The organism is Collinsella sp. AM31-2AC (assembly GCF_003469285.1).
In the GTDB taxonomy this organism is placed as follows: domain Bacteria; phylum Actinomycetota; class Coriobacteriia; order Coriobacteriales; family Coriobacteriaceae; genus Collinsella; species Collinsella aerofaciens_AT.
Genome location: NZ_QSJB01000003.1, coordinates 25,498 through 48,736 on the forward strand (window position 1 = coordinate 25,498; position 23,239 = coordinate 48,736).

A 23,239-nucleotide genomic window follows, 5' to 3' on the forward strand; every position below is an offset into this window, starting at 1 on the left:
AGTATGACAGCCGTATAAACGCGGACTGCGCGGCGACGCCGCGGTACTTGTGTTATTAGGAGGCTTTAGTATGGCAGCACGTGCGGACAACGTTTCGCGTGTCGACCATGATGGAGTTACGTTGGTGGAGGGCGCGACATCCGATGTCCGCTTTGCCTTTACCGAGCGCACCGGTGGCGTTTCTGAAGATGCGTACTCCTCGCTCAACCTGGGCTCGCATGTAGGCGATGACCCCTTTGCTGTTCAAGAAAATCGTCGTCGAGCGCTCGAAGCTATGGGCGCCACTGAGTGTGAGCATAATCTGCTCGTGCCCAATCAGGTACATGGTGACCATATCGTTACGGTGACTTCGAACGGTGCCGACGATCTTGAGGCTGTTCGCGAGCAGATTGCCGAGGGCTGCGATGCCATCGTCTGTACGGCTCATGACGTGCCCGTGCTGCTCTGCTTTGCCGACTGCGTTCCCGTGGTGCTGGTGGCCCCTGGCGGATTTGCCGTGGTGCACTCCGGTTGGAAGGGCACGATTGCACGTATTTCTGCCAAGGCGTGCCAGGCGCTTTGCGATGCTGCCGGCTGCGATGCGAGCGACGTTTCCGCCTATATCGGCCCCCATATCTTGGCTGACGAATATGAGGTATCCCAGGAACTCATGGACCGCTTTGCCGCCGAGTTTTCGTGCATCGATGCGGGCGCTTCTCGCATGCTCGATCTATCTGCCGCCATTCGTGAGGCGTTGGTAGATATCGGTGTGGACGCGGATAATATCGTGGATACCCAGCTTTCGACTGTGCGTCAGAACGACCGCTTTTATTCCTACCGTAACGAGGACGGCACCTGTGGGCGCCATGCTGCGATCGGCGTGATGCTATGAGAAAGATCGTATCGGTCCTGAGCGCCGCTGTGCTTACGCTTACGCTGTGCGCCTGTTCTTCGGGATCTTCTACCTCTTCCATTACCGTGGCCGGCTCCACGACCTGCCTTCCTATCGCCGAGATTGCGGCAGAGGGCTTTAAGGAGGAGACCGGCATCGACGTGCTCGTTTCCGGTTTGGGCTCTTCCGCTGGCATCGAAGCCGTCAGCGCTGGCACGGCCGATATCGCCAGCTCCTCCCGTGGACTCAATGCCGACGAACAGGATCTGGGCCTGACTCCCATCGTCATTGCCCACGACGGTATCGCGGTCATCGTGAACGACGATAACCCGGTCGATAACCTCTCGACCGAGCAGCTCCGCGATATCTATGCCGGCAAGATTACTAATTGGAAAGAGGTCGGTGGCGAGGACCTGAAGATTCAGGTCATCAACCGAGACGAGGCGTCTGGCACGCGTGAAGCATTCCGCACCATCGTGATGGACGGCACCCCGTTCGATCGCCGCTCCGCCGTTCTTTCGGGCACGGGCCAGGTGCGCGACGTGGTATCTCGTTCGCGCGGTGCCATTGGCTACATTTCGCTGGGCTTTGTCGATAGCCTCAACGCCAAGACCTCGGTCAAGGCCGTCTCGGTCAATCATGTTGAGGCGTCCGAGAAGACGGTCGCGAGCGGCGGCTATCCCATCTCACGCGACCTTTACTTCTTTGTGAAGGGTGCGCCTTCGCAGCAGGCGCAGGATTACATCGACTATGTGACGTCCGAAAAGATGGACAAGCAGATTCGCGAGGCGGGCTTTATCCCCGTCACCAACGACGAGAAGGGGAGTGAGTAGCATGGAAGCACAGGAAAACTCCCAGACTGAGCGGAATGTTCAGACGCCCAAGAAGCGCGAGCTGGCGCTCGTATCGCGCAGTACCTATATCAAGGAGAAGGCGCTGCAGTGGATCTTCTTTGCCTGCGCGTTCTTGGCGGTCGTTACCGTCATCCTGATTTTTGTCTTTACCACGTACTCGGCGCTGCCCGTCTTTACCGACATCGGTCTGGCGGACTTCTTTAGCTTTACGTGGGCGCCCTCTGAGGGTCACTACGGCATCGTGTCGCTGCTTGCCGGCTCGGGTCTGGTGACCGTCGGTGCACTCGCCATGGGTGTGCCCCTAGGCGTGGGCACGGCCGTGTATCTGGTCGAGATCGCCAGCAAGCGCGTGCGCAAGCTCATCAGCCCTGCCGTTGACCTGTTGGCCGGCATCCCTTCTATCATCTATGGCTTCTTTGGCATGATCATCATCCGCCCGTTTATCGCACAACTGACCGGCGGTCTTGGTTTTGGCGCGCTGACGGCGTGGTTCGTGCTCGCCATTATGATCGTGCCCACCATCACGACGCTTACCATCGATGCTCTCAATTCCATTCCCATGGGCATTCGCGAGGCATCGTATGCCATGGGCGCCACCAAGTGGCAGACTATCTATAAGGTCGTGTTACCTGCCGCCAAGCTGGGTATCGTGGATGCCATCGTGCTGGGTATGGGCCGTGCCATCGGCGAGACCATGGCCGTGCTCATGGTCGTGGGTAACGCCCCGGTTATTCCCGACAGCATTGCGAGCCCCATCTCGACGCTCACGAGCCAGATTGCGCTCGACATGAGCTATTCCTCGGGTCTGCATCGCTCGGCGCTGTTCGGCATGGGCGTGGTCCTGTTTATCATTTCCGCCACGCTGGTGGGCATCGTCCGCCTGGTTTCCAAGAAGAAGAGGGGGTAGGCTATGTCCGATTCCGTTGACACGACGGTCGATACGACCTCGTCGCGCGAGCGCATCAAGCGTGCCCTTTCCCACGGCAAGAAGGGTCGCATCAACAAGGACCTGTCCAACAAGATCATGCTCGGCGTATTCCGCGCGGCTGCCTACATCACCACGCTGGTGCTGGTCGCTATCATTGCCTATGTGGTCATTAACGGCCTGCCGCATATCTCGCTCGACTTTATCTTCGGTTGGCCCCAGGGCGTCAACGCCGAGGGCGGTATTTGGCCCACGATCGTCTCGACCGTCTATGTGACGGCGCTCGCCATGCTTATCTGCACGCCGATCGCTGTGCTGGCAGCCGTCTATCTGGCCGAGTACGCCAAGCAGGGCAAGATCGTCGAGCTCATTCGCTACGCTGCTGACGCTTTGGCCTCGGTGCCCTCCATCGTTATGGGCCTGTTTGGCTACGCCTTGTTTGTCGAGGCTATGGGTCTGGGCCTTTCGATGGTCTCGGCCGCTCTGGCGCTTGCGCTCTTGATGCTTCCCATCGTCATGCGCACCACCGAAGAGGCCATTCGCGCCGTTCCGCGCTATATCCGTTGGGGCGCGTATGGCCTGGGCGCCACCAAGTGGCAGGTTGTCTCCAAGATCGTGCTTCCTTCTGCCTTTGGCCGTATTGCCACGGGCATTGTCCTTGCCATCGGCCGTGCCATTGGCGAGACCGCCGTGGTGCTCTACACCATGGGCCAGGCCATCAATCTACCTATCTCGCCGCTCGATTCCGGCCGCCCCATGACCGTTCACCTGTACCTGCTTGCCAACGACGGCATCAACATGAACGCAGCCTACGGCACCGCGCTCTTGCTGATGGTGATCATTCTGGCCTTCAACCTGTTTGCGCGCTTCCTGTCGCGCAAGCGTCGCTAGTTAAGGAGTCCCATGTCCGTTTATCAGTCCGCTCCCACGCTGGAGCAAGCGGCCATTACGGCCAAGGATTTCAACTTTTGGTACGGTGACTTTCATGCGCTGACGGGGCTCGACCTCAACATCGCCAAAAACGCCATCACCTCCTTCATTGGCCCTTCGGGCTGCGGCAAGTCGACGTTTTTGCGCTGCATCAACCGCATGAATGACCTGATCGAGGGTACGCGCGTCGAGGGCACCATGACGCTCGACGGCAACGATATCTATGCCGAGGGCGTCGACCCGGTCGACCTCCGTCGCCGCGTGGGCATGATTTTTCAGCAGCCCAACCCGTTTCCCAAATCCATCTACGAGAATGTCGCCTTTGGCCCTCGTCTGCAGGGCGTGACTAGCAAAAGCGACCTCGATGACATCGTGGAAGAATCGCTCAAGCGCGCCAACCTCTGGAAAGAGGTATCCAATCAGCTCAACAAGGATGGTTTGGCGCTCTCGGGCGGTCAGCAGCAGCGTCTGTGCATCGCGCGCGTGCTTGCGGTGCAACCCGATGTCCTCCTGATGGACGAGCCCTGCTCCGCCATCGACCCCACGTCCGTCTCTAAGGTCGAGGATTTGATGGCCGAGCTGGCGCCCGAGATGACGATCATCATCGTCACGCATTCAATGCAGCAGGCAGCTCGTATCAGCGACTACACCGCATTCTTCTTGCAGGAAGTTGCCGGTGAGCCTGCCACGCTCATCGAGTATGGTCAAACCGACGCGATCTTCACCAGCCCGGTGGACTCGCGGACGGAAGACTATATCACCGGCCGCTTTGGCTGATCGGTGCGACTAGTCCCAAGCCGATCGGACCTGGTCCGGTGCGTATTCACTGTGCGGGCGGCATGACCGCACCCAACTGATTGGAGTGAACCATGCGTAAACTGTTTTCCCGTCAGCTCATCGAGGCCCGCCACGAGATGCTGAGCATCTACGAGGCCGTCGATCTGGCCCTCCACGATGCCGTTAAGGCCTATGTGACCGACGACCGCAAGCTCGCCACCAAGACCAAGAAGCGCACGCTTTCGATTGACGCACGCTGCGCCAACCTGGAGGCCGTCTGCTACAACCTGATTGCCACGCAGTCACCGGTCGCCTCCGACTTCCGCCTGCTTCAGACGATCATCTACGTCGACTTTAACCTGCAACGCATGACCGATAAGGTCCGTCAGATCTGCCGTGCCACGCGTCATATGATCAAGGCCGACATCTCGCTGCCCAAGGAGCTTGTCGGCACGGTCGAGGCCGAGGCTGAGGCCGTCTACCAGGTGCTGGGCTCTTCGCTTTCTGCGCTCGTCACCAACGACATGTCCATCATCTGCAACTTGGCCGTCGAGGACGAGCCAGTGCACGCCGCCTACGAGAAGTTCTTCCGCACCTTTAACCGTATGGATACGGGCGACTTTATGGACGACGACAGCAACTATGACGACCTGCGCCGCGCCATCATGGTTTCGCGCTACCTCGATCGCATCGCCTCGATTTCCATCGATGCCGCCTGCCGCCTGACCTTCCTGCTGACTGGTCAGCGCATGAATGCCGGCGATATCGCCCGCACGGACGAGGACGAGCTCGAGAGCATGCGCGTGCCTTCGGGCGAGGGCGTCATCATGAGGCCCGCCGTCGATGCGCGCTACGTTGCCAAGGTGCCCGTTAACGAGGTCAGCGAGGGACTTCGCTACCTGCTCGATCATCTTGAGGACGAGGACGATGACGAGGACGACGAGGAGTAAGTAATCCCGTTCGTCGAAAGATTGTAAATACCTAAGTGAGCGCGGCCTTGCACATGCGGGGCCGCGCTCTTGCGTTAGCATGGGACTACTTGTTTGGCCGTCAGCGGAGGCGATTGGCAATGGATAACTATTTGGACTTGATGCGCGCTCGCCGCGAGCAGATTCTGGAACGTTTTTATGCGGCGCTCGATCGCGCAGGCCGTCCCCACGACGCCGCGAGCCTCATTGCCGTGTCCAAGACCGTTGGTGTCGATGAGACCGTTGCCGCCATCCAGGCGGGGTATCGCCATTTTGCCGAGAACCGCCCGCAGGAGCTGGTTCGCAAGCTCACGGGTCTGGCGGAGCATCCGGAGCTGCCCGAGGTGCGCTTCGATATGATCGGCAACCTGCAGACCAATAAGATCAATGCGGTGCTGGGCTCAGCCGAGCTGATTCACTCGGTGGGTTCGCTGCATCTGGCGCAGGCGATCTCGAGCCGTGCTGTCCGCAAGATTGAGGCAGGCGAGCTCGCCGGCCCCCAGCGTGTGCTCATTGAGGTCAATGTGAGTGGTGAGGAGTCGAAGGGAGGCTTTTCGCCCGATGAGATTCGCGCCGCCGCGGGTGAGCTTGCGGAACTTGAGGGAATTTGCGTGCAGGGGCTTATGACTATGGCGCCCCGGGGGAATAAGGATGTGGCACGCCGCACCTTTGCGGGGCTTCGTGAGCTGAGGGATGAGCTGGAGGCGGCGCATCCCGATTTGAACCTGCCTGAGCTTTCCTGCGGCATGAGCGAGGACTTTGAGCCTGCCCTTGAGGAGGGCTCTACGCTCGTTCGCCTGGGCAGGGTAGTATTTAGCCCGGAGTTTGCAGTAAAATAAGGCTCTGAAGTGCGCACTGATTATCGGGGCGCCTGCACTAAACCGCGAGAGGACACAACCATGGGCTTCCTTGACGAGATTAAAAATAAGATGCACCTGGGCGGCCAGCAGGGTTACGACCAGGGTTATGGCCAGGACGACGACTACGGCTACGATGACGGCTATGACGATAGTTATCAGGGCAACGGCTACGGCGGTGCTTCGGGCGAGGGCTTCTACACCCAAGACGAGCCGAGCAACGGCCTGCTTGGTCAGACGCGCCGCGGTGAAGCTGAGTCGGTTGCCGTGTATACGCGCTCCGGTCAGCTGGTCGGCGATGACTCCCGCCATGCCACGACGTATAACCCGCCTTCGCGCTCGCAGGACAGCGTTGCGAGCGGTTATCGTCCTGGTGCCTATGACACGCCGTCGAGCTACGCCGAGAACACCCGCGCCCGTGCCGCCGCTGCACCCGCGCCTGCACCGAGCGATGCCTCGGCCTATGCGAGCAATATCATCAACGCCACGCCGCAGCTGCCGGCCTATGTCCTGCGCCCCGAGAGCTATGACGACGTGGAGACCGTGGTGCGCCGCGTTCGCACCAAGCAGCCTGTCGCACTGATTTTTGTGGGCGTACGCACCGAAGTTGCCAAGCGCGTCTTGGACTTCTCTTACGGCTTTGCCTGCGGTCTGGGCGCCACGGTCAAGGAGGTGGGCGACCGCGTGTTCATGGTGCTGCCCGCCGGTTGCGAGGTCAAAGATTCCGATCTCAAGAAGCTTCGTGCCGACGGCTACCTTAAGTAAAGACAAGACGAGGAGATTCCCATCAACATCTACACTATCGTCCAGCTGGTCAACACGCTGTTCAACTTCTATTCCACGCTCATTGTCGTCTACTGCTTTATGACGTGGATTCCCATGAAGCAGGGTGGTTTGCTTCAGGATATTGCTGCGGTGCTCGATAGCGTGTGCGGTCCGTGGCTCAACCTGTTCCGTCGTTTCATCCCGCCGATGGGCGGTATCGATTTTTCGCCGGTCGTTGCGATTATTGCGTTGCAGTTGGTGCAGAGGCTGGTTCTGCAGCTTCTTATAGGTATACTCGTATAGAACTGACTTAGTAACTTACGTCGGGCGTGTAGCGCCGAGGCGATGAAAAAGGAGACTTGTTATGGCTATTACCCCTGCAGACATCCAGGCTCAGACTTTCTCTGAGGCCAAGCGTGGCTACGATCCCGCCGAGGTCGACGTCTTCTTGGAGACGCTGTCCTCCGAGGTTGACGCTATGCTCGCTAAGATCGTCGACCTTAAGGGTCGCCTGACTGCTACCGAGCAGCAGCTTGCCGATGCGCAGGCTCAGCTTGCCCAGGCTCAGGATGCCACCGCCCAAGCCGTTCCTGCCGCCCCCGTGGCTGCTCCCGCCCCTGACTTCTCCGCTCAGGAGCGCCAGATTTCCGCTGCCCTGATCGCTGCCCAGCAGACCGCTGAGACCATCGTCAACGATGCCAACGAGAACGCTGAGCGTATCCGCAACGAGGCTGACGCTAAGGCCCGCGAGGTTATCCGCCAGGCTCTGACCGAGAAGCAGGCCGAGCTCGAGGAAATCGATCGTCTCAAGGCTTCCCGCGAGGAGTTCAAGGCCGAGTACCTCAAGCTCATCCAGCACTTCATGGACGATGCCCAGAACTCCTTCCCGGCCGACCTCATGGCCTCCACGCCGGTCGGTTCTGCCGCTTCTCCTGCGGTGACTGTTCCCGCTGAGCCGCTGCCCGTCGCTGACCCGGTTGTCCCCGTGGCCGATCCCTTCGCCCCGATCGACAACTTTGCCGCCGACGACCTGGACTAGCACCAGAACTACAATCTAGTGTCCGTAAGAGGAGCTCGCATTAGTGGGCTCCTTTTTTGGATGCATGCGGGTTGGAAAACAAAACGCCGAGCTCTGGATGCGGTGGCGCAGAACTCGGCGAAGGGCGCGTGGTAGAAGGTAGATTTTAAGGCATGTCCCAAAAATCTACTTGAGGAGGAAGTCGGAGAGGGGAATGGTGCGAGCCTCTCGATGCTCGGGGTCGGCGATATGGTCGGCAGGATAGCCACAGACGAGCATATGATAGGGATAGACACCCTCGGGCAGGTCGAACTGCTCACGGGCCACCTCGGGCTTAAAATGGCACACCCAGCACGTTCCCAGGCCCTGCTCGGTGGCCTCCATCATCATCTGATCACACACGATGGACGTATCGATTTCACTGGAATTCATCTGATCATACGGGCGCACCCAAGCATCATCGGTAACGCTGCAAATGAGGAAGACAAGCGGAGCCCCAAAGATAGACCCATCACGAGCAAACCGAGGCTGACAGGCAGCGGCTTTCTCCAACAGCTCAGGCGTATCCAACACCATCACACGAGAAGGATGATTATTACAAGCAGAAGGAGCAATCCGCCCAGCCTCAACAACAGCATCCACCACCGACTGCTCCACAGCCCGATCCTCAAAAGAACGACAAGAATACCGACCACGAGCCAAATCCAAATAACCCATAACCAAGCCCTCCAAAGTCAACGAATCGATCCAAAGCAAAATAAAGGGTACCCAAAGCACCATCCAGCCAAACGTTTGAGGCGGTCCCAAAGTTCCCAACCGGGCCCAAAGGCCCTGCTAACAAAAGCCCCATCGCTTTCAAAGTATCAGCCAAAGTTCCCAATGGTGGTACGTAAGGCGAAGGGCCGGCCACGGTTTACTTTCGAACGACTCTGCAAAGCAGCCGGAGTGAGAAAGCAAACCGTGGCCGGCCCTTCGCCGCCGGGACACGTACCCCCAATTAACTGTTCTTCATGACGATCGAATCCACGACATCGGCCACATTCTCACAGCAGTCGGCGCAGTACTCCAGGAAGGCATATACGTCACGCCAGGCGATGACCTCGAGCGGGTCCTTGCCGTTAACGTGCAGGTTGCGCATGGCGTTGATGTAGAGCTCGTCGGCCTCGGATTCGATGGTGTTGATCTGGATGACCAGTTCGCGCAGCGTTTTGGACTTGCGGTAGTTGGGCAGCTCGACCATCAGGTCCTTCATGGCGCGGCAAGCGTCGGTCACCTTGTGGGCGATGACGATGGCGTCGGGATGGATGCTCTGAATGTTGGTGAAGTAGACGCGCTGCACGACGCCCTCGATGCGGTCGAGCACGGTGTCGAGTGAGCAGCTCATCAGATTCAGATCCTCGCGCTCGAGCGGGGTGATAAAGGCGGTGAGCAGGGCGTCTTCAAGCTCGTGGTGCTTCTTGTCTGCCGCATGCTCAATGGCATGCATCTCCTCGAGCATATCGTGAATCTTCGCGGGATCGAAGTTCTCAAAAATCTGGGTAAGCAGCTCGGCGGCCTGGACGGCGAGGTCGGCGCAGGCGACGTAGTTGTCAAAGTAGAACGAATTGGGTTTCTTTGCCATGGGTGGGTCCTTTCGAGGCGAAGACGGGTAGGCGAAGTGTTGCGGTCCGGATGGACACTCGGTTTGACTAGAGGAACATCATGAACAGCTTGGCCATGAAAAAGCTGATGAGTCCGCAAGCGGGGAAGGTGAAGAACCAGGTGAACATCATGTCCTTGACGACGCCGAAGTTGATGGCTGAGAGGCGCTTGACGGCGCCGACGCCCATGATGGCGCAGGTTTTGATGTGCGTGGATGACACGGGGATGCCGGTAAGGGTGGCAAGTAGCAGGTTCGCGGCGCCCGCGAGGTCGGCAGAGAAACCCTGATACTTCTCGAGCTTAACCATGCTCTGGCCGACGGACTTGATGATGCGCTCGCCGCCCACGCTGGTGCCGATACCCATAGTGGCCGAGCACAGCAGCATAATCCAGATGGGGATGCCGGCATCGCCGACGCTCGTCTGGCCGTTGGCGAAGGCCACGCCTAAAAAGAGCACGCCGATGAACTTCTGTCCATCCTGCGCGCCGTGCATGAAGCTCATGGCCGCGGCACTCGCGATCTGAGCGTATTTAAAGAAGACGTTGGCACGTCGCCTGTTGGCGGCGGCAAAAAGAATCGAGACGAGCTTGCACAGGACCCAACCCATGACAAAGCCCAGGCCGATGGAGAGCGCCAGGCCGTAGATGACCTTCATCCACTCGTGGACGTTGACGCTGCTCGCGCCGCCGAGGGCGATAGCGGCACCGGTCAGGCCGGCGATAAGGCTGTGGCTTTGCGAGGTGGGGATGCCAAAACGCGACGCTGTGGCGCCGTAGACGACGATGGAGAACAGCGCCGCGCACAGGCACGCGAGCGCCATGGTGCTATTTCCGCCAAAGTCGACGATATGTGAGATGGTGTTGGCGACGCTCGCGTTAAAGTGCGTCATGATGAGCACGCCGAGGAAGTTGAATGCGGCGCTCATGAGAATGGCAGCGCGGGCGGGCATGCAACGCGTAGTGACGCAGGTCGCGATGGCGTTGGGCGCGTCGGTCCATCCGTTGACGAAGATGGCGCCGAGCGCGAGAATCACGGTGACGGCAAGGACTGGGTTCGACACAAGTTGGCCGAGGAAGGTTGAGAACGTTACGTCCATATATGGGCTTTCTCGAAGTTTGCAGAAACGTTACAAAAACATGATAAATCGTATCACCTCCTGCGGGTTTCTTTACCGAGTTCTGATGGGAGAAGTGAATTTTTGGGTACTAAAATTAAATATCAGCCCTGTTGACCTCCGGTGTTCTTTTTGCTAACACGTCGTGCGGACGTGCGCATGCGGTCCGACACGCCAAAACCACAGCCTGTTCGCTTTACAATATGCAAACATGCGTTCGATAATAGGGGCATGGAATATCGACAGACAGATGGCAAAACTCGGCGCGTGCACAAGCAGTATGTGGACGTCGTGGCTCGCATCCTCGCGGGCGGACAAGTCGTGCCGGTCACCGTCTGCTGGGTTGACGGTCGCTGCTTTACGATTGACGAGATTGTCTCGACCACTGGGTTTGGCCTGACGGTTCACGGCATTCGTACGGCAACCTATAAGGTTCGTTTTGGCGGTCATGCGACCGAGTTGTATCTGGAGGACCAGGCGCGCGAACGGCCGGACGGCTTGCAGACCCACGTGATGCGTTGGTGGGTCTGGGCGTTTGACTGCACGCTCGAGGGTGGGCGCCGCAGGTAAAACGTGTGGCATTTGGGTACAATGGCAGAAATCTTGTCGCTTAAGGCGCTGCTGTCGCGGCGCTATCTGAAAGGACGAAAGCATGAATGATATCCAGGGCTATCAGAACGGCCCCATCGAGACCGGTGCAAGCCGTGCCAAGGAGATGTCGCCGCGTGCGTACAACCTTGTCATGTCCGCCCTGATCTTTTTGGGCTTTTGCGCCATGGGTGCCGGCGCCTACTTTACGAGCACCATGGCGTTTGCCCGCATGATGATGAGCGGCGCCGCTTTGCCGCTGGTCTTTGGCTCGTTTATTTTGACCATCGTCGGCATTGTCATGATGTCGGCTGCCGCGGGCAAGCAGTCTGTGGGCCTGTCGCTCACGGGTTACGTGATCTTTGCGAGCACCTTTGGCCTGACCGCGTCGTTTGGCCTTGCCAACTACGACCTGCCCACCATCAACACCGCCTTTATCGCCACCGCCGCCATCACCTTTGTCTTTGGCGCGCTGGGCGTGACCTTCCCCAAGTTCTTCCAGCGCGTGTACGGCATCGGTTTTGGCGTTCTGCTTGCCACGATCCTGGTCGAGATCGTGCTGATGTTTATGGGTGTTTCGCAGTCTATTACCGACCTGATCGTAATCGTGGTGTTCGCCGGTTTTATTGGCTATGACACCTATGTGGCCACGACGGTGCCGCCCACGCTGCCCAACGCCGTGCTCATGGCGTCCAACCTGTTCGTGGATATCATCAACGTGTTCCTGCGCATCCTGAATATCCTTGGTCGTCGCGACTAGCGGCGAGTTGCAGCGGTGCTTGCCGCGCGCGTAAATCAATGCGAAAGGCGGTCCTTCGGGGCCGTCTTTTTTGTACGCGGCGGGGTATCATGGATGGGAAAAGCCGATAACGGCAGCGACAGGAAAGGTGACCACTTATGGCAGACGTCGACAACAGGAACCGTAACCGCAGGACCGGCCGCGCAGGGCAGCCCAACCCCAAGCGCGAGGCCCGTGCCAAGGCCGCCGAGCGTCACGTGGCAACTGTGTCCGAGGCGTGTGCCAAGGATATCGAGCGCTCGCTTGCCGGCGTGCGCGAGTTTGACGGTATGCCTGCCGGCTTTGTCGCGGCGATGAAGGCCAAGGTTCAGAGTGCTGTGGCCCCCGAAGAGCAGGTCGCCGAGGACGTCGAGAACGCGGAGACTGCCGAGGTCGAGGCAGCGCCCGAGACCGAGGCGGCGCCCGAGCCCGTCGAGGAGCCTGCCGAGGAAATCGCCGAAGCTGAGTCCGCGCCTGCTGAGGAGCCCGCTCCGGTCCTGCCCGAGGTCACTGTGCTTGATGCCTCCGCCACGCAGGCAATCCTCGATAACGGTCGCGGCTATGCGCAGTTCTGCGACATGGCCGTGCTCGCCTTTGCCTCGTTTACCAATCCGGGCGGTGGATATATTCAGGGTTATCTGGGCCAGGAGGCCACGCTGTGCGCCGATTCGTATCTGTACAACGTTCTCGATAGGCAGCGTAAGTGGTACGGCGAGAACCGTCGCCGCAACATCAACTGCGAGCTCTATCGTAACCGTGCCCTAGTGGTGCCTGCGGTGCGCTTCGACCGCAACCACGTGCATGCATACGCCGACGTGATCGTGGCCGCCGCGCCCAACGTTAAGCGCGCCCGCCAGGAGTATCGCGTGAGCGATGATGCTCTGCTGGATGCCCTGCGCGACCGCATTCGCTTTGTGCTCGCCATCTGCGACGAGTTGGGTCGCGAGAAGCTCGTGCTGGGCGCATGGGGCTGCGACAACAACGGCTTTGATGCCGAGGCCGTGGCCGAGCTCTTCCGCAAGGAGCTCGCATCGGGCGACTTCAAGGTCAAGCAGGTCTTCTTTGCCGTGCCCTCTACGCGCTGGGACGAGGACTTCGCCAAATTCGAGCACGTGCTGGCAAACTTCCCCGAGCGAAACGAGGAGTCCTATGCTCAGGTTGCCGCCCGCGCCGCAGCCGCCCGTGCCGCCGAGCAGGCTCAGGCCGCTGCCGAGGATGACGAGGATGACGACGACTGGCGCAAGTACCTGTAAACGGTGCTCGTGATGCGATATACCGAGCCGACGGGAGAGGCTGCTCCTGTCGGCTTTTTATTGAGTGGGGAGCTTACGATGAAAAACGTTCTGTGCTTTGGTGACAGCAACACCTATGGTTACGATCCGGCGGGCATGCGCGACGGTACCGCGGTGCGCTATGCGCAGGATGTGCGCTGGTGTGGCGTGGTCCAACGTGACTTAGGCGAGGGCTGGCATGTAATTGAAGAAGGCCTCAACGGCCGCACGACGGTACGCGACGACATGTGCCATCTGGACACTAACCTCAACGGCATTCGCGCGCTTCCGATGCTGCTCGAGGCCCATAAGCCGCTGGACGCCATTGTGATCATGCTGGGCACCAACGACTGTAAGACGGTCTTTAACGTGACAGCTTCCGATATCGCCCGTGGCGCCATGGCGCTGATTCGCGCCGTCCGCGCGTTTCCGTGGACCGACGCTGCGCCTTGCCCGCGCATCCTGCTGATGGCTCCTATCAAGATCAAGCCGCAGATCGCCGATGTATATATGACCGATTTTGACGAGCGTTCCGTCGAGGCATCTGAACATTTTGGCGAGTACTATGCGCACGTGGCCGAGCAGTTTGGCTGCGACTTTTTGAATGCCGCCGAGTTTGCCGAGCCGGGCGATATCGACTATCTGCATATGATGCCCGAAAGCCACGAGAGCTTGGGACATGCCGTGGCAGCCAAGCTCCAAGAGATGCTCGGTGAGTAGCGCGACCCCAAGCCACCGCAAAGGGGACAGGCACCTTTGCGGTGGTTTTGCCCGGGTAAACGAACGGATTGGCTGCCATATGGGCATGGACGAGCTCATCGACCTCTTTGCCGAGGGCGATGAGCTCGTCTCCAATACCGCTTTTGAGGATTTGGATCTTGCCTACGACGTGGCGAACGGCGCGACCTTCGATGGCGTTGTGTTCCGATCTTGCGAGTTCGATAGCGTTGACTGGAACGGCTCGACGTTTCGCGACGTGGTGTTTCGCGGTTGCCGCTTTATCCGCTGCAACATGGAAGGCTGCTGGCTCAGCCGCTGTGACTTCGTTGACTGCTCGGCACCGGGGCTCAACTTGCTCAAGGCGCGCCTGTCGAGCGTGTCGTTTGGATCGTGCGATTTGAGCTATGCGAACCTTTCGGAGGGACGCATTGGCCCTATGACAGCATGCGATACACGTCTGAGAGAGGCTGCGTTTCAGGGTGCCAAGCTGGGTCAGATACGCCTGGATGGCTGTGACCTGACGCGTGTTGATGTGTTCAAGACGTCGCTTTCCGGCGTTGATGTGTCGCGCTGTACATTTGCAGCGCCCGTTGTTTCGGGCGATTACCATGAGTTGCGTGGCTTGACGGTCAATGCCGAGCAGGCGCTGGCACTCTCGGGTTTGTTGGGAATTCAACTCGCCGACGAATAGGCGCTCTGGTCCTTTGCTCGACCGCTATCTAAAATCAAACCGTCGCAACATTTAATGATTTTTTGCGTTTGCACGATTTTCATCGAATGTTGCGACGGTTTTTGGTGCAAGGTAGCCTGTCTCTTTTTGGCAGGTTACTGGCTATTTAGTACTGCCACATGTGGTTGACGGGGCCGGAGCCTTTGCCCATGTTCAGGCCGGCGGCCAGAGCGCCTGTCAGGTATGCCTTGCCGGCGTTGACGGCGTCGGCAAGATCCATGCCCTGCGCCAATGCGCAGGCGATGGCGGATGAAAGCGTGCAGCCGGTGCCATGCGTGTTGCCGGTTTCGATGCGCTTGTGGCGGAACCACGTGGTGAGCGGATCGCCCATATGGTTGCCTTCGTTATCGAGTGGCGCGGGTTCGGCCAATACATCGTTGGCCTCGTTGACAAGATGCCCACCCTTAACGAGGGATGCGCAACCAAAGCGGCGGGTGAGGAGCATGGCAGCATTTTGCTGTGTGCGTTCGGAGTCGACCTCGTAGTCGAGCAAGGCCATGGCCTCGGGAATATTGGGCGTGATGACGGTTGCTAGTGGGAACAGGCGGCGGGTGAGCGCCTCGGCGGCATCTTCGGCAATCAGCCGTGCGCCCGAGGTGGCTACCATGACGGGGTCGACGACCACGTTTGTCGCGTTCCAGGCGCTCAGGCGGTCGGCGATAACCTCGATAATCTCGGCAGAGGAAACCATGCCGATCTTGACGGCGCTGGGGCGGATATCGTCAAATACGGCGTCGATCTGCGCAGCGACGATATCAGGGGAGATATTCTGCACGGCGGTGACACCGAGCGTGTTTTGTGCGGTGATGGCGGTGATGGCCGTCTCGGCATACAGGCGGTGCGCCGTGATGGTCTTGATGTCGGCCTGAATGCCGGCGCCACCGCTGGAATCGGATCCTGCGATGGACAGGACGGCAGGTACCTTACTGCGATCCATGTTTGCTCCCTTGTTCGGTCGGAATCAAATGGGTCTTTAAGCCAGCATTATAAAGATGCCCGGGCCGACTTCTATGTCGAACCCGGGCGGGCGATGCAATCTTTACGCAAATGTAAGCAAATGTTCACACGTCAACAATTGACGAACACCATGTTAGCGATTGTGGCTCCGGTGACGAGTTAGTCCTCCATGCCGAGATCGATCGTCGTACCCTCGAACACCTTGTTGACGGTGCGGACGGCGCACATCTTGCCACACATGGTGCAAGTGCCCTCGGTGGCGGCGGGGGATTCCTCGTAGCGCTTCTTGCCGGTGACCGGGTCGAGCGCGCACTTCCACATGGAGTCCCAGTCGAGCTTGCGGCGTGCCTGGCCCATCTTGTCGTCCATGTCGCGGGCGTGGGGTACCTTCTTGGCGATGTCGGCGGCGTGTGCGGCGATCTTGGTGGCCATGAGGCCATCGAGCACGTCCTGGGCGTTGGGCAGGCACAGGTGCTCGGCCGGCGTCACGTAGCACAGGAAGTCGGCACCGGAGCTGGCGGAGATGGCGCCGCCGATGGCAGCGGTGATGTGGTCGTAACCCACGCCGATATCGGTCACCAGCGGCCCGAGCACATAGAACGGGGCATTGTGGCACAGGCGCTTCTGCAGTTTCATGTTGGCGGCGATCTCGTCGAGCGCCATGTGACCCGGACCCTCGACCATGACCTGGACGCCGGCAGCCCAAGCGCGCTTGCACAGCTTGCCCAGCTCGATCATCTCAGCGGTCTCGGTGGCGTCGTTGGAGTCGTAGAGGCAGCCCGGGCGGCAGGAGTCGCCGAGCGAAATCGTCACGTCGTACTCGTGGCAGATCTCGAGCAGCTCGTCAAAGTACTCGTAGAAGGGGTTTTCGTTGCCGGTGACCTCCATCCAGCCAAACAGCAGCGAGCCGCCGCGGCTCACGATGTTCATCAAGCGGCCGGTCTCCTTAAAGGTCTTGGTGACCGACTTGTTGATGCCGCAGTGGATGGTCATAAAGTCCACGCCGTCCTCGGCGTGCGCGCGCACGACCTCGAACAGGTCATCCTTGGTAAGCTTGACCAGCGGCTTTTCCATGTAGCCGATGGCGTCGTACATGGGGACGGTGCCCACCATGAGCGGCGTCTCGTCGATGAGCTGCTGGCGGAACTGGCGCGTCTTGCCCGAGTTGGAAAGGTCCATGATGGCGTCGGCGCCAAAGTCCTCGGCGATCTTGACCTTCTTCCATTCCTCGGCGGCATCGGCTTTATCGCCCGAGATGCCCAGGTTGACGTTGACCTTAGTAGACAGGCCCTCGCCGACGCCAAAGGCGCGCATGCCTTTTTTGATGTGCACGATGTTGGCGGGAATGGCGATGCGGCCGTCGGCCACGCGCTCGCGGATGTACTCGGGGTCGCGATGCTCGCGCTCGGCGACTTCCTTCATCTGCGGCGTGATCTGCCCGGCGCGGGCGAAGTCGATTTGCGTGACGAGCTTGGGCTCGGTCTGTGTGCTCATTGGCACGGCTCCCTTCGTTGGCATTACCCATATCAGGTTTGCGGGTCAGGGCGGGCGCGCCCAGTCTCAGCCTGCCGTCTTGTCCTGCAAGCTCCCCGTTTATGTAATGGGCTCAAGTATAGCTCGAATGGGTACGATTGGCCTAACGAGCGTGCCTGTGGGGAGGCGAACATGGAAGACAAGCATCTATATCGAGAGACGCAATGGGATGTATCGGCCGAGGAAAGCCGTGCGCACCATGGCCTTGTCGCGATTGGTTTTGCGGTGCTTGCCGTGCTGGTGATTGCCTTTTGTATCTGGACGTTTGGCGGTCACGGCGGCGCTGCATGGGAGTTCGAGGCCGACGATGCCCTGCCGATCATGACAGTGAAGGTTACGGGCGGCAATACCGTTGCCGCGCCGGGCGACTATTGGTATCCGCGCGACGAGTTTGTGCAGCTGCAGTTGAGCGGCGGGTCTATTCCGGGCGAAGAAATCGAACGCGTGACGTATGATGCGGCGCTCAAAACGCTGACGGTGAAGCTCAAGAATCAGGGCGACGTGCCTACGACTATGGATATCGCGCTGACGGAATGGCGCTTGGAGCCCCCATCGGGTGTTGCGGTGTCCGAGGTAGAGCACGTTAAGATTACCTACCAAAATGGCTCGACAAACGAAGTTGCCAAAGCCGACGGCTTGGCGGAATAGACGCCGTGCCTAGGCAGCACATTCAAAAGTAGCGGTGGTCCTACAAGGTCTGTTCGTTCAGGAAGACCAAAGTGTTCTTATTTGAAAGCTCGGGAAAGTGACGATAACCAACGTCAAACGCGGTGAGCCCGCTTACATCCTCGAGCTTGTTTTCTGCCATCCAGCGCACCATGGAACCACGTGCCTTTTTGCTGGCGGTCGAGCGCTGGATGGGCTTGCCGTTGCGGATGCCTTCGCCAAAGAGGCACGTGACGACCGTGGCGTCGCCCGCGAGATGGGGCAGAACGGCTTTGGCGTACTCTACGCTGGCGAGGTTGACGATCGTGGTGTTTGAGCCTGCCGGGGCGATAGCCCGCGCGAGCTTGTCGCTCCAAAACGCATAGAGGTCTCGGGCATCGTCAACGGCGAGCTTCGCGCCCATCTCCAGCCGATACGGTTCGACGGCATGAAAGGGGCGAACGCACCCGTAGAGGCCAGAGAGGATCCACAGGTGGCTTTGCAGCCATGCGAGCTGCGCGGAATCCATCACCTCGGGCGCCATGCTCTGGTATTGAATGCCGTGGTAGGACATGACGGCAGGGGAGAGGTGACAGGCGAGTGCGGGATTGTCGAGATCGCCGTTTTTCAGGATGGGCCCGAACTCATGCAGGGTGTTGAGGCAAGGCCCCAGCAGTTTGTCACTCACGTTCCATAGCGCCTGCAGGCTGTCGCTGCCTTCATTCCGCTCGATATCTAGCAGTGCGCGGTGGAGGCGAGCCGTCTCGCGCGCAAAGGGTGGAATGCCCAGGACTTCAAAAGCATCTTGGGCCGCGCACATCTGCTTGGCGGGCGAAATGACGACCTGCAGCATGGACTCTCCTCTGCCAAAAAGGAAGTTGCGGTGGAATACGGTCTGTTTTGGCCGTTTATGGGCCAGTTTAGTCTGTATTTCACCGCAACTGATGAAGGGTTGGTTACGCGCGCTCGATGAAGGCCTTGTAGCCGCGATAGGCCTCGTAGATATCGGCCTTGTTAGCGACCTCCCACAGGGCGTGCATGGACAGGACGGCAACGCCAGAGTCGATGACGTTCATGCCGTACTTAGCCATGATGTATGCGATGGTGCCGCCGCCGCCCGCGTTGACGCGACCGAGCTCGCAGGTCTGGAAGTCCACGCCGGCCTCGTCCATGATGTCGCGGATGAGGGCCACATACTCGGCGTCGGCGTCGTTAGAGCCGCCCTTGCCGCGGCTGCCCGTGTACTTGTTAAAGCACAGGCCGCGACCCATAAAGGCTGCGTTCTTGGTTTCGAACTTGCCGGCGTAGCCCGGGTCGAAGCCGGCGGACACGTCGGAGGAGAGCATGCGGCTGCGGGCGAGCGCGCGGCGCAGGGCCAGCGGGCTATCCTCGCCGGCGAGCGTCATGATCTCGGCGACGGTGTTCTCGAAGAAGCGGCTCGTCATGCCGGTGGCACCCACGGAACCGATCTCCTCCTTGTCGACGATGAGTGTGATGCTCGTGCGCTCCACGTTGGCGACGTTGATCTGGGCGAGCATGGACGGATAGGCGCAGACACGGTCGTCGTGGCCATAGCCCAGAATCATGGAGCGGTCGAGGCCCATGTCACGGGCGGGGCCGGCGGGCACGACCTCGATCTCGGCGGAGAGGAAGTCCTCCTCCTCGACGTCGTACTGCTCCTTGAGGATATCCAGGAACATCTGCTTGACGGGCTCCTTGGGGGCGTCCTTGTCGTCCTCGTCAAACTTGACGGGACGGCCGCCCACGATCACGTCGAGGATCTCGGCGTCGACGGCGTCCTTGGCGGGCTTGGCCATCTGCTCGCTCGAGAGGTGGATCAGCAGGTCGGAGATGGTAAAGACCGGGTCGTCGGCCTTGTCACCGATGTTGATGTCGACGGTGGTGCCATCCTTTTTGCAGATGACGCCTACGAGTGCGAGCGGGGAAGCGACCCAGTGGTAGCTCTTGACGCCGCCATAGTAGTGCGTGTCGAGATAAGCCATGTCGCCGGCCTCGAAGGCGGGGTTCTGCTTGAGGTCCAGGCGCGGCGAGTCCACGTGGGCGCCCAGGATGTTAAAGCCCTGCTCGAGCGGGGCGGTGCCCAGGTTGACGAGCATGAGGTCCTTGCCGTGGTTGGCGGCGTACACCTTGTCGCCGGCCTTGAGCGCGCGGCCCTCGGCGATCACGGTCTCCAGATTGACGTAGCCCGCCTCCTCGGCCATCTTGATACCGGCCTTGACGCACAGGCGCTCGGTCTTGTTCTCACTCAAAAACTGCTTATAGCCGCGGCAAAGCTCCTCGAGCTCCTCGATCTGCTGTGGCGTGTACTTTTTCCATGCGCAGGGACGCTCCATGACGCAGGCTCCTTTCGGATCGATCGTGCTGGTTGATGTACCGTGAGCCATCGTATCACGCGCGGGCCCGCGGCGGCAGGGAAGCCTGATGTGCGGTGGCCGCGGGGCGGGGAGCGTGTAAACTGGTGTGAGCAAACCGTGCCCAGCCCAAAGCGAGGTATTCAATATGTCTGAAAAGCGCCGTACCTTTGCCGTCATCGACGGCAACTCGCTCATGCATCGCGCCTTCCACGCCGTGCCGCCGACCATGAACGCGCCGGACGGTCGCCCCACCAACGCGATCTTTGGTTTTCTGAACATGTTCCTCAAGATGATCGATGCCTTTAATCCCGACGGCGTTGTCGTGGCGTTTGACAAGGGCAAGCCGCGCGTGCGTATGGAGATGCTGCCGCAGTACAAGGCGCAGCGCCCGCCCATGGACCCCGACCTGCACGCGCAGTTCCCCATGATCAAGGAGCTGCTCGCCGCGCTCAACGTGCCCATTTTGCAGTCCGAGGGCTGGGAAGGCGACGATATCCTGGGAACCATGGCGCGCCTGGGCGAGGAGGCCGGCTGCGACATGCTGCTGGTGACCGGCGACCGCGACATGTATCAGCTCGTGACCGAGCACGTCAACGTGGTCTCGACTCGCAAGGGCCTGTCCGACGTGGCGATCATGACGCCCGAGAGCGTGGACGACCTGTATCACGGCATCACGCCGGCGCTCGTGCCCGATTTTTACGGTCTGAAGGGCGATACGTCGGACAACATTCCCGGCGTACCGGGCATCGGCCCCAAAAAGGCGAGTGCGCTCATCGCGCAGTACGGCAGCCTTGACGAGGTCATCGCGCATGCTGACGAGGTCAAGGGCAAGATGGGAGAAAACCTGCGCGCACACATCGACGACGCGCTGCTGAGCCGTAAGGTGGCGACCATCCGCACCGATGCACCCGTTGAGCTCGATTTTGAGGCGACGTCCTTCCCGGCGTTTTCCGCCGATGAGGTTTCCGCGGCGCTGGGCACGCTTGGTATCACCGCCATGCAGAACCGTTTCTTGGCGCTGATCGGCGGCGAGGGCGGGGCAGCTGCCAGCACGTTTGAGATTCCCGCCGTTTTGCGCGCAGCCGCCGGCGATGCTGGCGCGCTTGGTGCCGTTGCGGCTGAGGTCTCCCGCGTGATTGATGCAGGCGAGTGGATTGCCGCCGTGGTGGACGATGACAAGGAGGAGGGCGCGCTTTTTGGCCTGACGCGCACGCTGTGGCTGGCGACGTCCAAGGGACTGCTTGCGCTTGAGGAGGGCGACGGCGGTACCACTGCCGTGGTCGATGGCTTCAATTTCGCCCACGGCGTGATTGCCGGTGTGCTTGCGCGCCTGTTTATGGAGGGCCGCGTGGCGAGCCCGGATACGAAGGCTCTACTGCATGAGCTTTCGCCCATCGATTCTTCCGAGCCCGAGCTTATGGATCCGCTGGCAGTCGATTCCACGCGCATCTTCGACACCGTGGTCGCGGCCTACCTGTTGGATTCCGACCGCTCCGAGTTTGACGAGGCGTATCTGGCCGATACCTATCTGCAGATGGCGCTGCCTGCGGCGCACGGTGCAGAGGGTGCCGGCGAGGATGCTCCTGCGCCCGCCGCTCGCACGGCGGCCTTGATGCTGGCGCTGGTCGCACCGCTGCGCGACCGCATGGCCCGCGAGAACGCTGCCAACGTGTTCGACGGCATCGAGATGCCGCTCGTGCCGGTGCTTGCCAAGATGGAGCGCGCAGGCATGCTTGTAGACCCCGACCGTCTGCATAGTCTGTCCGAGGGCCTGGCGACCCAGATTGCCGAGGTCGAGCGCAGCATTCGCGACCTGGCAGGTGACGAGACCTTTAACATCGGCAGCCCCATGCAGCTCTCGCACGTGCTGTTTGACGTTATGGGGCTTCCGACCAAGGGCCTCAAAAAGACCAAGCGCGGTTACTATTCGACCAACGCCAAGGTGCTGAGCGACCTTGCCCGTGACCACGAAATCGTGCGTCTGATCTTGGATTGGCGTGAGAAGTCCAAGATCAAGTCCACCTATCTGGACACGCTGGGCCCACTGCGCCGCGGTGACGGCCGCGTGCACACCACGTACAACCAGACCATCACGGCAACGGGGCGTCTGTCCTCGAGCGACCCGAACCTGCAGAACATCCCGACGCGCTCGGAGCTGGGCCGTACCGTCAAGACGGCGTTTTCGGCAGGCGCGGGAAGCGTCTTTTTGGCGGTGGACTACTCGCAGATCGAGCTGCGTCTGCTGGCGCATCTCTCGGGCGATGAGCACCTGGTGCGCGCCTTTAACGAGGGCGAGGACTTCCATGCCGAGACGGCCGCGCGCGTGTTTGGCGTGCCGGTGTCCGAGGTGACACCCGACCTGCGCAGCCGCGCCAAGGCCGTGAACTTTGGCATCGTGTACGGTCAGCAGGCCTACGGTCTGTCGCAGTCGCTGCACATCTCGATGGCCGAGGCGCGCGACATGATCGACCGCTACTACGAGGCCTATCCGGGCGTGCGCACGTTCCTCGACAACGTGGTGGCACGTGCCAAGCAGACGGGCTACGCCGAGACCATGTACGGCCGCCGTCGTCATATTCCGGAGCTCAAGGCCAAAAATCCGCAGCTCCGCGGTTTTGGCGAGCGCACGGCCATGAACCACCCCATGCAGGGAACCGCGGCCGACATCATCAAGATCGCAATGGCCCGCGTAAGCAGCCGCCTGGAAGAAGAGGGCTTTGCCGCTCACATGATCCTGCAAGTGCACGACGAACTGGACTTTGAGTGCCCCGTCGACGAAGTCGAGCGCCTCACCGCCATGGTCCGCGACGTCATGGAGCACGTAGTGGACCTCCGCGTACCGTTGATCGCCGAAGCCAGTACCGGCATAACCTGGGCCGACGCGAAATAGGGAAGCACTCCATAAGGCAAGCTCGCCCAAG

24 protein-coding genes and 1 riboswitch are annotated in these 23,239 nt (G+C 60.2%); of the genes, 17 read left to right on the forward strand and 7 right to left on the reverse strand.

Translation table 11 applies throughout. The annotated features are described in order from the left end of the window. The first annotated feature begins 70 nt into the window (after positions 1-70). The 10 genes from DW796_RS01810 to DW796_RS01855 all read left to right on the forward strand — a co-directional run bounded on the left by DW796_RS01810 (position 71) and on the right by DW796_RS01855 (position 7,986). Entirely contained in the window at positions 71-871 is an 801-nt protein-coding gene (locus DW796_RS01810) for a polyphenol oxidase family protein (RefSeq protein ID WP_117584224.1), read from the forward strand. Continuing rightward, on the forward strand, positions 868-1,704 hold the full coding sequence (locus DW796_RS01815; RefSeq protein WP_099431531.1) for a phosphate ABC transporter substrate-binding protein: 837 nt from the start codon (positions 868-870) through the stop codon (positions 1,702-1,704). Before DW796_RS01810 ends, DW796_RS01815 begins: the two co-directional genes overlap by 4 nt. 1 nt (position 1,705) lies before the next feature. After that, a complete protein-coding gene (pstC, locus tag DW796_RS01820; protein ID WP_117584223.1) occupies positions 1,706-2,632 on the forward strand; it encodes a phosphate ABC transporter permease subunit PstC in 927 nt (308 codons plus the stop codon). 3 nt (positions 2,633-2,635) lie between these two features. Beyond that, positions 2,636-3,541 (forward strand): phosphate ABC transporter permease PstA, encoded by a 906-nt coding sequence (gene pstA, locus DW796_RS01825; protein ID WP_055251684.1) that lies wholly within the window; start codon positions 2,636-2,638, stop codon positions 3,539-3,541. A gap of 12 nt (positions 3,542-3,553) precedes the next feature. After that, positions 3,554-4,357: a phosphate ABC transporter ATP-binding protein PstB gene (pstB, locus tag DW796_RS01830; protein ID WP_089571588.1), complete on the forward strand. Its 804-nt coding sequence runs from the start codon at positions 3,554-3,556 to the stop codon at positions 4,355-4,357. Positions 4,358-4,449: 92 nt separating this feature from the next. Next, on the forward strand, positions 4,450-5,307 hold the full coding sequence (locus DW796_RS01835; protein ID WP_117584222.1) for a PhoU domain-containing protein: 858 nt from the start codon (positions 4,450-4,452) through the stop codon (positions 5,305-5,307). Positions 5,308-5,426: 119 nt separating this feature from the next. Then, positions 5,427-6,164 (forward strand): YggS family pyridoxal phosphate-dependent enzyme, encoded by a 738-nt coding sequence (locus DW796_RS01840; RefSeq protein ID WP_117584221.1) that lies wholly within the window; start codon positions 5,427-5,429, stop codon positions 6,162-6,164. Positions 6,165-6,224: 60 nt separating this feature from the next. Then, the gene (locus DW796_RS01845; RefSeq protein ID WP_089571591.1) at positions 6,225-6,947 is read left to right on the forward strand and encodes a cell division protein SepF; all 723 of its coding nucleotides are present in this window, start codon (positions 6,225-6,227) and stop codon (positions 6,945-6,947) included. Between the two features lie 57 nt (positions 6,948-7,004). Continuing rightward, positions 7,005-7,250, forward strand: a complete 246-nt coding sequence (locus DW796_RS01850; protein ID WP_227790178.1) for a YggT family protein — start codon at positions 7,005-7,007, stop codon at positions 7,248-7,250. 61 nt (positions 7,251-7,311) lie between these two features. Beyond that, positions 7,312-7,986 (forward strand): DivIVA domain-containing protein, encoded by a 675-nt coding sequence (locus DW796_RS01855; RefSeq protein ID WP_006234242.1) that lies wholly within the window; start codon positions 7,312-7,314, stop codon positions 7,984-7,986. A 165-nt stretch (positions 7,987-8,151) separates the two neighbouring features. On the opposite strand, the gene DW796_RS01860 is transcribed toward DW796_RS01855, so the two are convergent. The 3 genes from DW796_RS01860 to DW796_RS01870 all read right to left on the reverse strand — a co-directional run bounded on the left by DW796_RS01860 (position 8,152) and on the right by DW796_RS01870 (position 10,703). Then, on the reverse strand, positions 8,152-8,745 hold the full coding sequence (locus DW796_RS01860) for a nitroreductase family protein (protein WP_338134614.1): 594 nt from the start codon (positions 8,743-8,745) through the stop codon (positions 8,152-8,154). Between the two features lie 217 nt (positions 8,746-8,962). Further along, entirely contained in the window at positions 8,963-9,586 is a 624-nt protein-coding gene (locus DW796_RS01865; protein ID WP_117734961.1) for a DUF47 domain-containing protein, read from the reverse strand. A gap of 67 nt (positions 9,587-9,653) precedes the next feature. Continuing rightward, complete coding sequence (locus tag DW796_RS01870; protein WP_117734962.1) at positions 9,654-10,703, reverse strand: inorganic phosphate transporter; 1,050 nt, start codon at positions 10,701-10,703, stop codon at positions 9,654-9,656. A gap of 249 nt (positions 10,704-10,952) precedes the next feature. Between DW796_RS01870 and DW796_RS01875 the strand changes: the two genes are divergently transcribed. From DW796_RS01875 to DW796_RS01895, 5 genes are all read left to right on the forward strand, one after another. Continuing rightward, positions 10,953-11,291 carry a hypothetical protein gene (locus tag DW796_RS01875; RefSeq protein ID WP_147351590.1) on the forward strand — a complete coding sequence of 113 codons (339 nt, stop codon included), beginning with the start codon at positions 10,953-10,955 and terminating at the stop codon, positions 11,289-11,291. A gap of 82 nt (positions 11,292-11,373) precedes the next feature. Beyond that, on the forward strand, positions 11,374-12,069 hold the full coding sequence (locus DW796_RS01880) for a Bax inhibitor-1 family protein (protein WP_117794775.1): 696 nt from the start codon (positions 11,374-11,376) through the stop codon (positions 12,067-12,069). A gap of 137 nt (positions 12,070-12,206) precedes the next feature. After that, positions 12,207-13,340 carry a TIGR02452 family protein gene (locus DW796_RS01885; protein WP_118094082.1) on the forward strand — a complete coding sequence of 378 codons (1,134 nt, stop codon included), beginning with the start codon at positions 12,207-12,209 and terminating at the stop codon, positions 13,338-13,340. Between the two features lie 78 nt (positions 13,341-13,418). Further along, positions 13,419-14,078: an SGNH/GDSL hydrolase family protein gene (locus DW796_RS01890; RefSeq protein WP_117584214.1), complete on the forward strand. Its 660-nt coding sequence runs from the start codon at positions 13,419-13,421 to the stop codon at positions 14,076-14,078. Positions 14,079-14,157: 79 nt separating this feature from the next. Continuing rightward, positions 14,158-14,769 (forward strand): pentapeptide repeat-containing protein, encoded by a 612-nt coding sequence (locus DW796_RS01895; RefSeq protein WP_118094083.1) that lies wholly within the window; start codon positions 14,158-14,160, stop codon positions 14,767-14,769. 145 nt (positions 14,770-14,914) lie between these two features. On the opposite strand, the gene thiD is transcribed toward DW796_RS01895, so the two are convergent. Both thiD and thiC read right to left on the reverse strand, forming a co-directional pair. Continuing rightward, positions 14,915-15,745 (reverse strand): bifunctional hydroxymethylpyrimidine kinase/phosphomethylpyrimidine kinase, encoded by an 831-nt coding sequence (thiD, locus tag DW796_RS01900; protein ID WP_118094084.1) that lies wholly within the window; start codon positions 15,743-15,745, stop codon positions 14,915-14,917. A 179-nt stretch (positions 15,746-15,924) separates the two neighbouring features. After that, entirely contained in the window at positions 15,925-17,259 is a 1,335-nt protein-coding gene (thiC, locus tag DW796_RS01905; protein ID WP_118094085.1) for a phosphomethylpyrimidine synthase ThiC, read from the reverse strand. Continuing rightward, a riboswitch (TPP riboswitch) is annotated at positions 17,252-17,367 on the reverse strand. Its footprint overlaps the gene before it by 8 nt. A gap of 63 nt (positions 17,368-17,430) precedes the next feature. Between thiC and DW796_RS01910 the strand changes: the two genes are divergently transcribed. Further along, complete coding sequence (locus DW796_RS01910) at positions 17,431-17,946, forward strand: hypothetical protein (protein ID WP_118065216.1); 516 nt, start codon at positions 17,431-17,433, stop codon at positions 17,944-17,946. A gap of 40 nt (positions 17,947-17,986) precedes the next feature. Here DW796_RS01910 and DW796_RS01915 read toward each other — a convergent pair whose 3' ends face one another. Next, a complete protein-coding gene (locus DW796_RS01915) occupies positions 17,987-18,796 on the reverse strand; it encodes a YaaA family protein (protein ID WP_117817063.1) in 810 nt (269 codons plus the stop codon). Positions 18,797-18,899: 103 nt separating this feature from the next. Beyond that, positions 18,900-20,297: an aminopeptidase gene (locus DW796_RS01920; protein WP_118094086.1), complete on the reverse strand. Its 1,398-nt coding sequence runs from the start codon at positions 20,295-20,297 to the stop codon at positions 18,900-18,902. 166 nt (positions 20,298-20,463) lie between these two features. On the opposite strand from DW796_RS01920, the gene polA reads away from it, so the two are divergent. Further along, a complete protein-coding gene (gene polA, locus DW796_RS01925) occupies positions 20,464-23,208 on the forward strand; it encodes a DNA polymerase I (protein ID WP_118094087.1) in 2,745 nt (914 codons plus the stop codon). Positions 23,209-23,239: the final 31 nt, after the last annotated feature.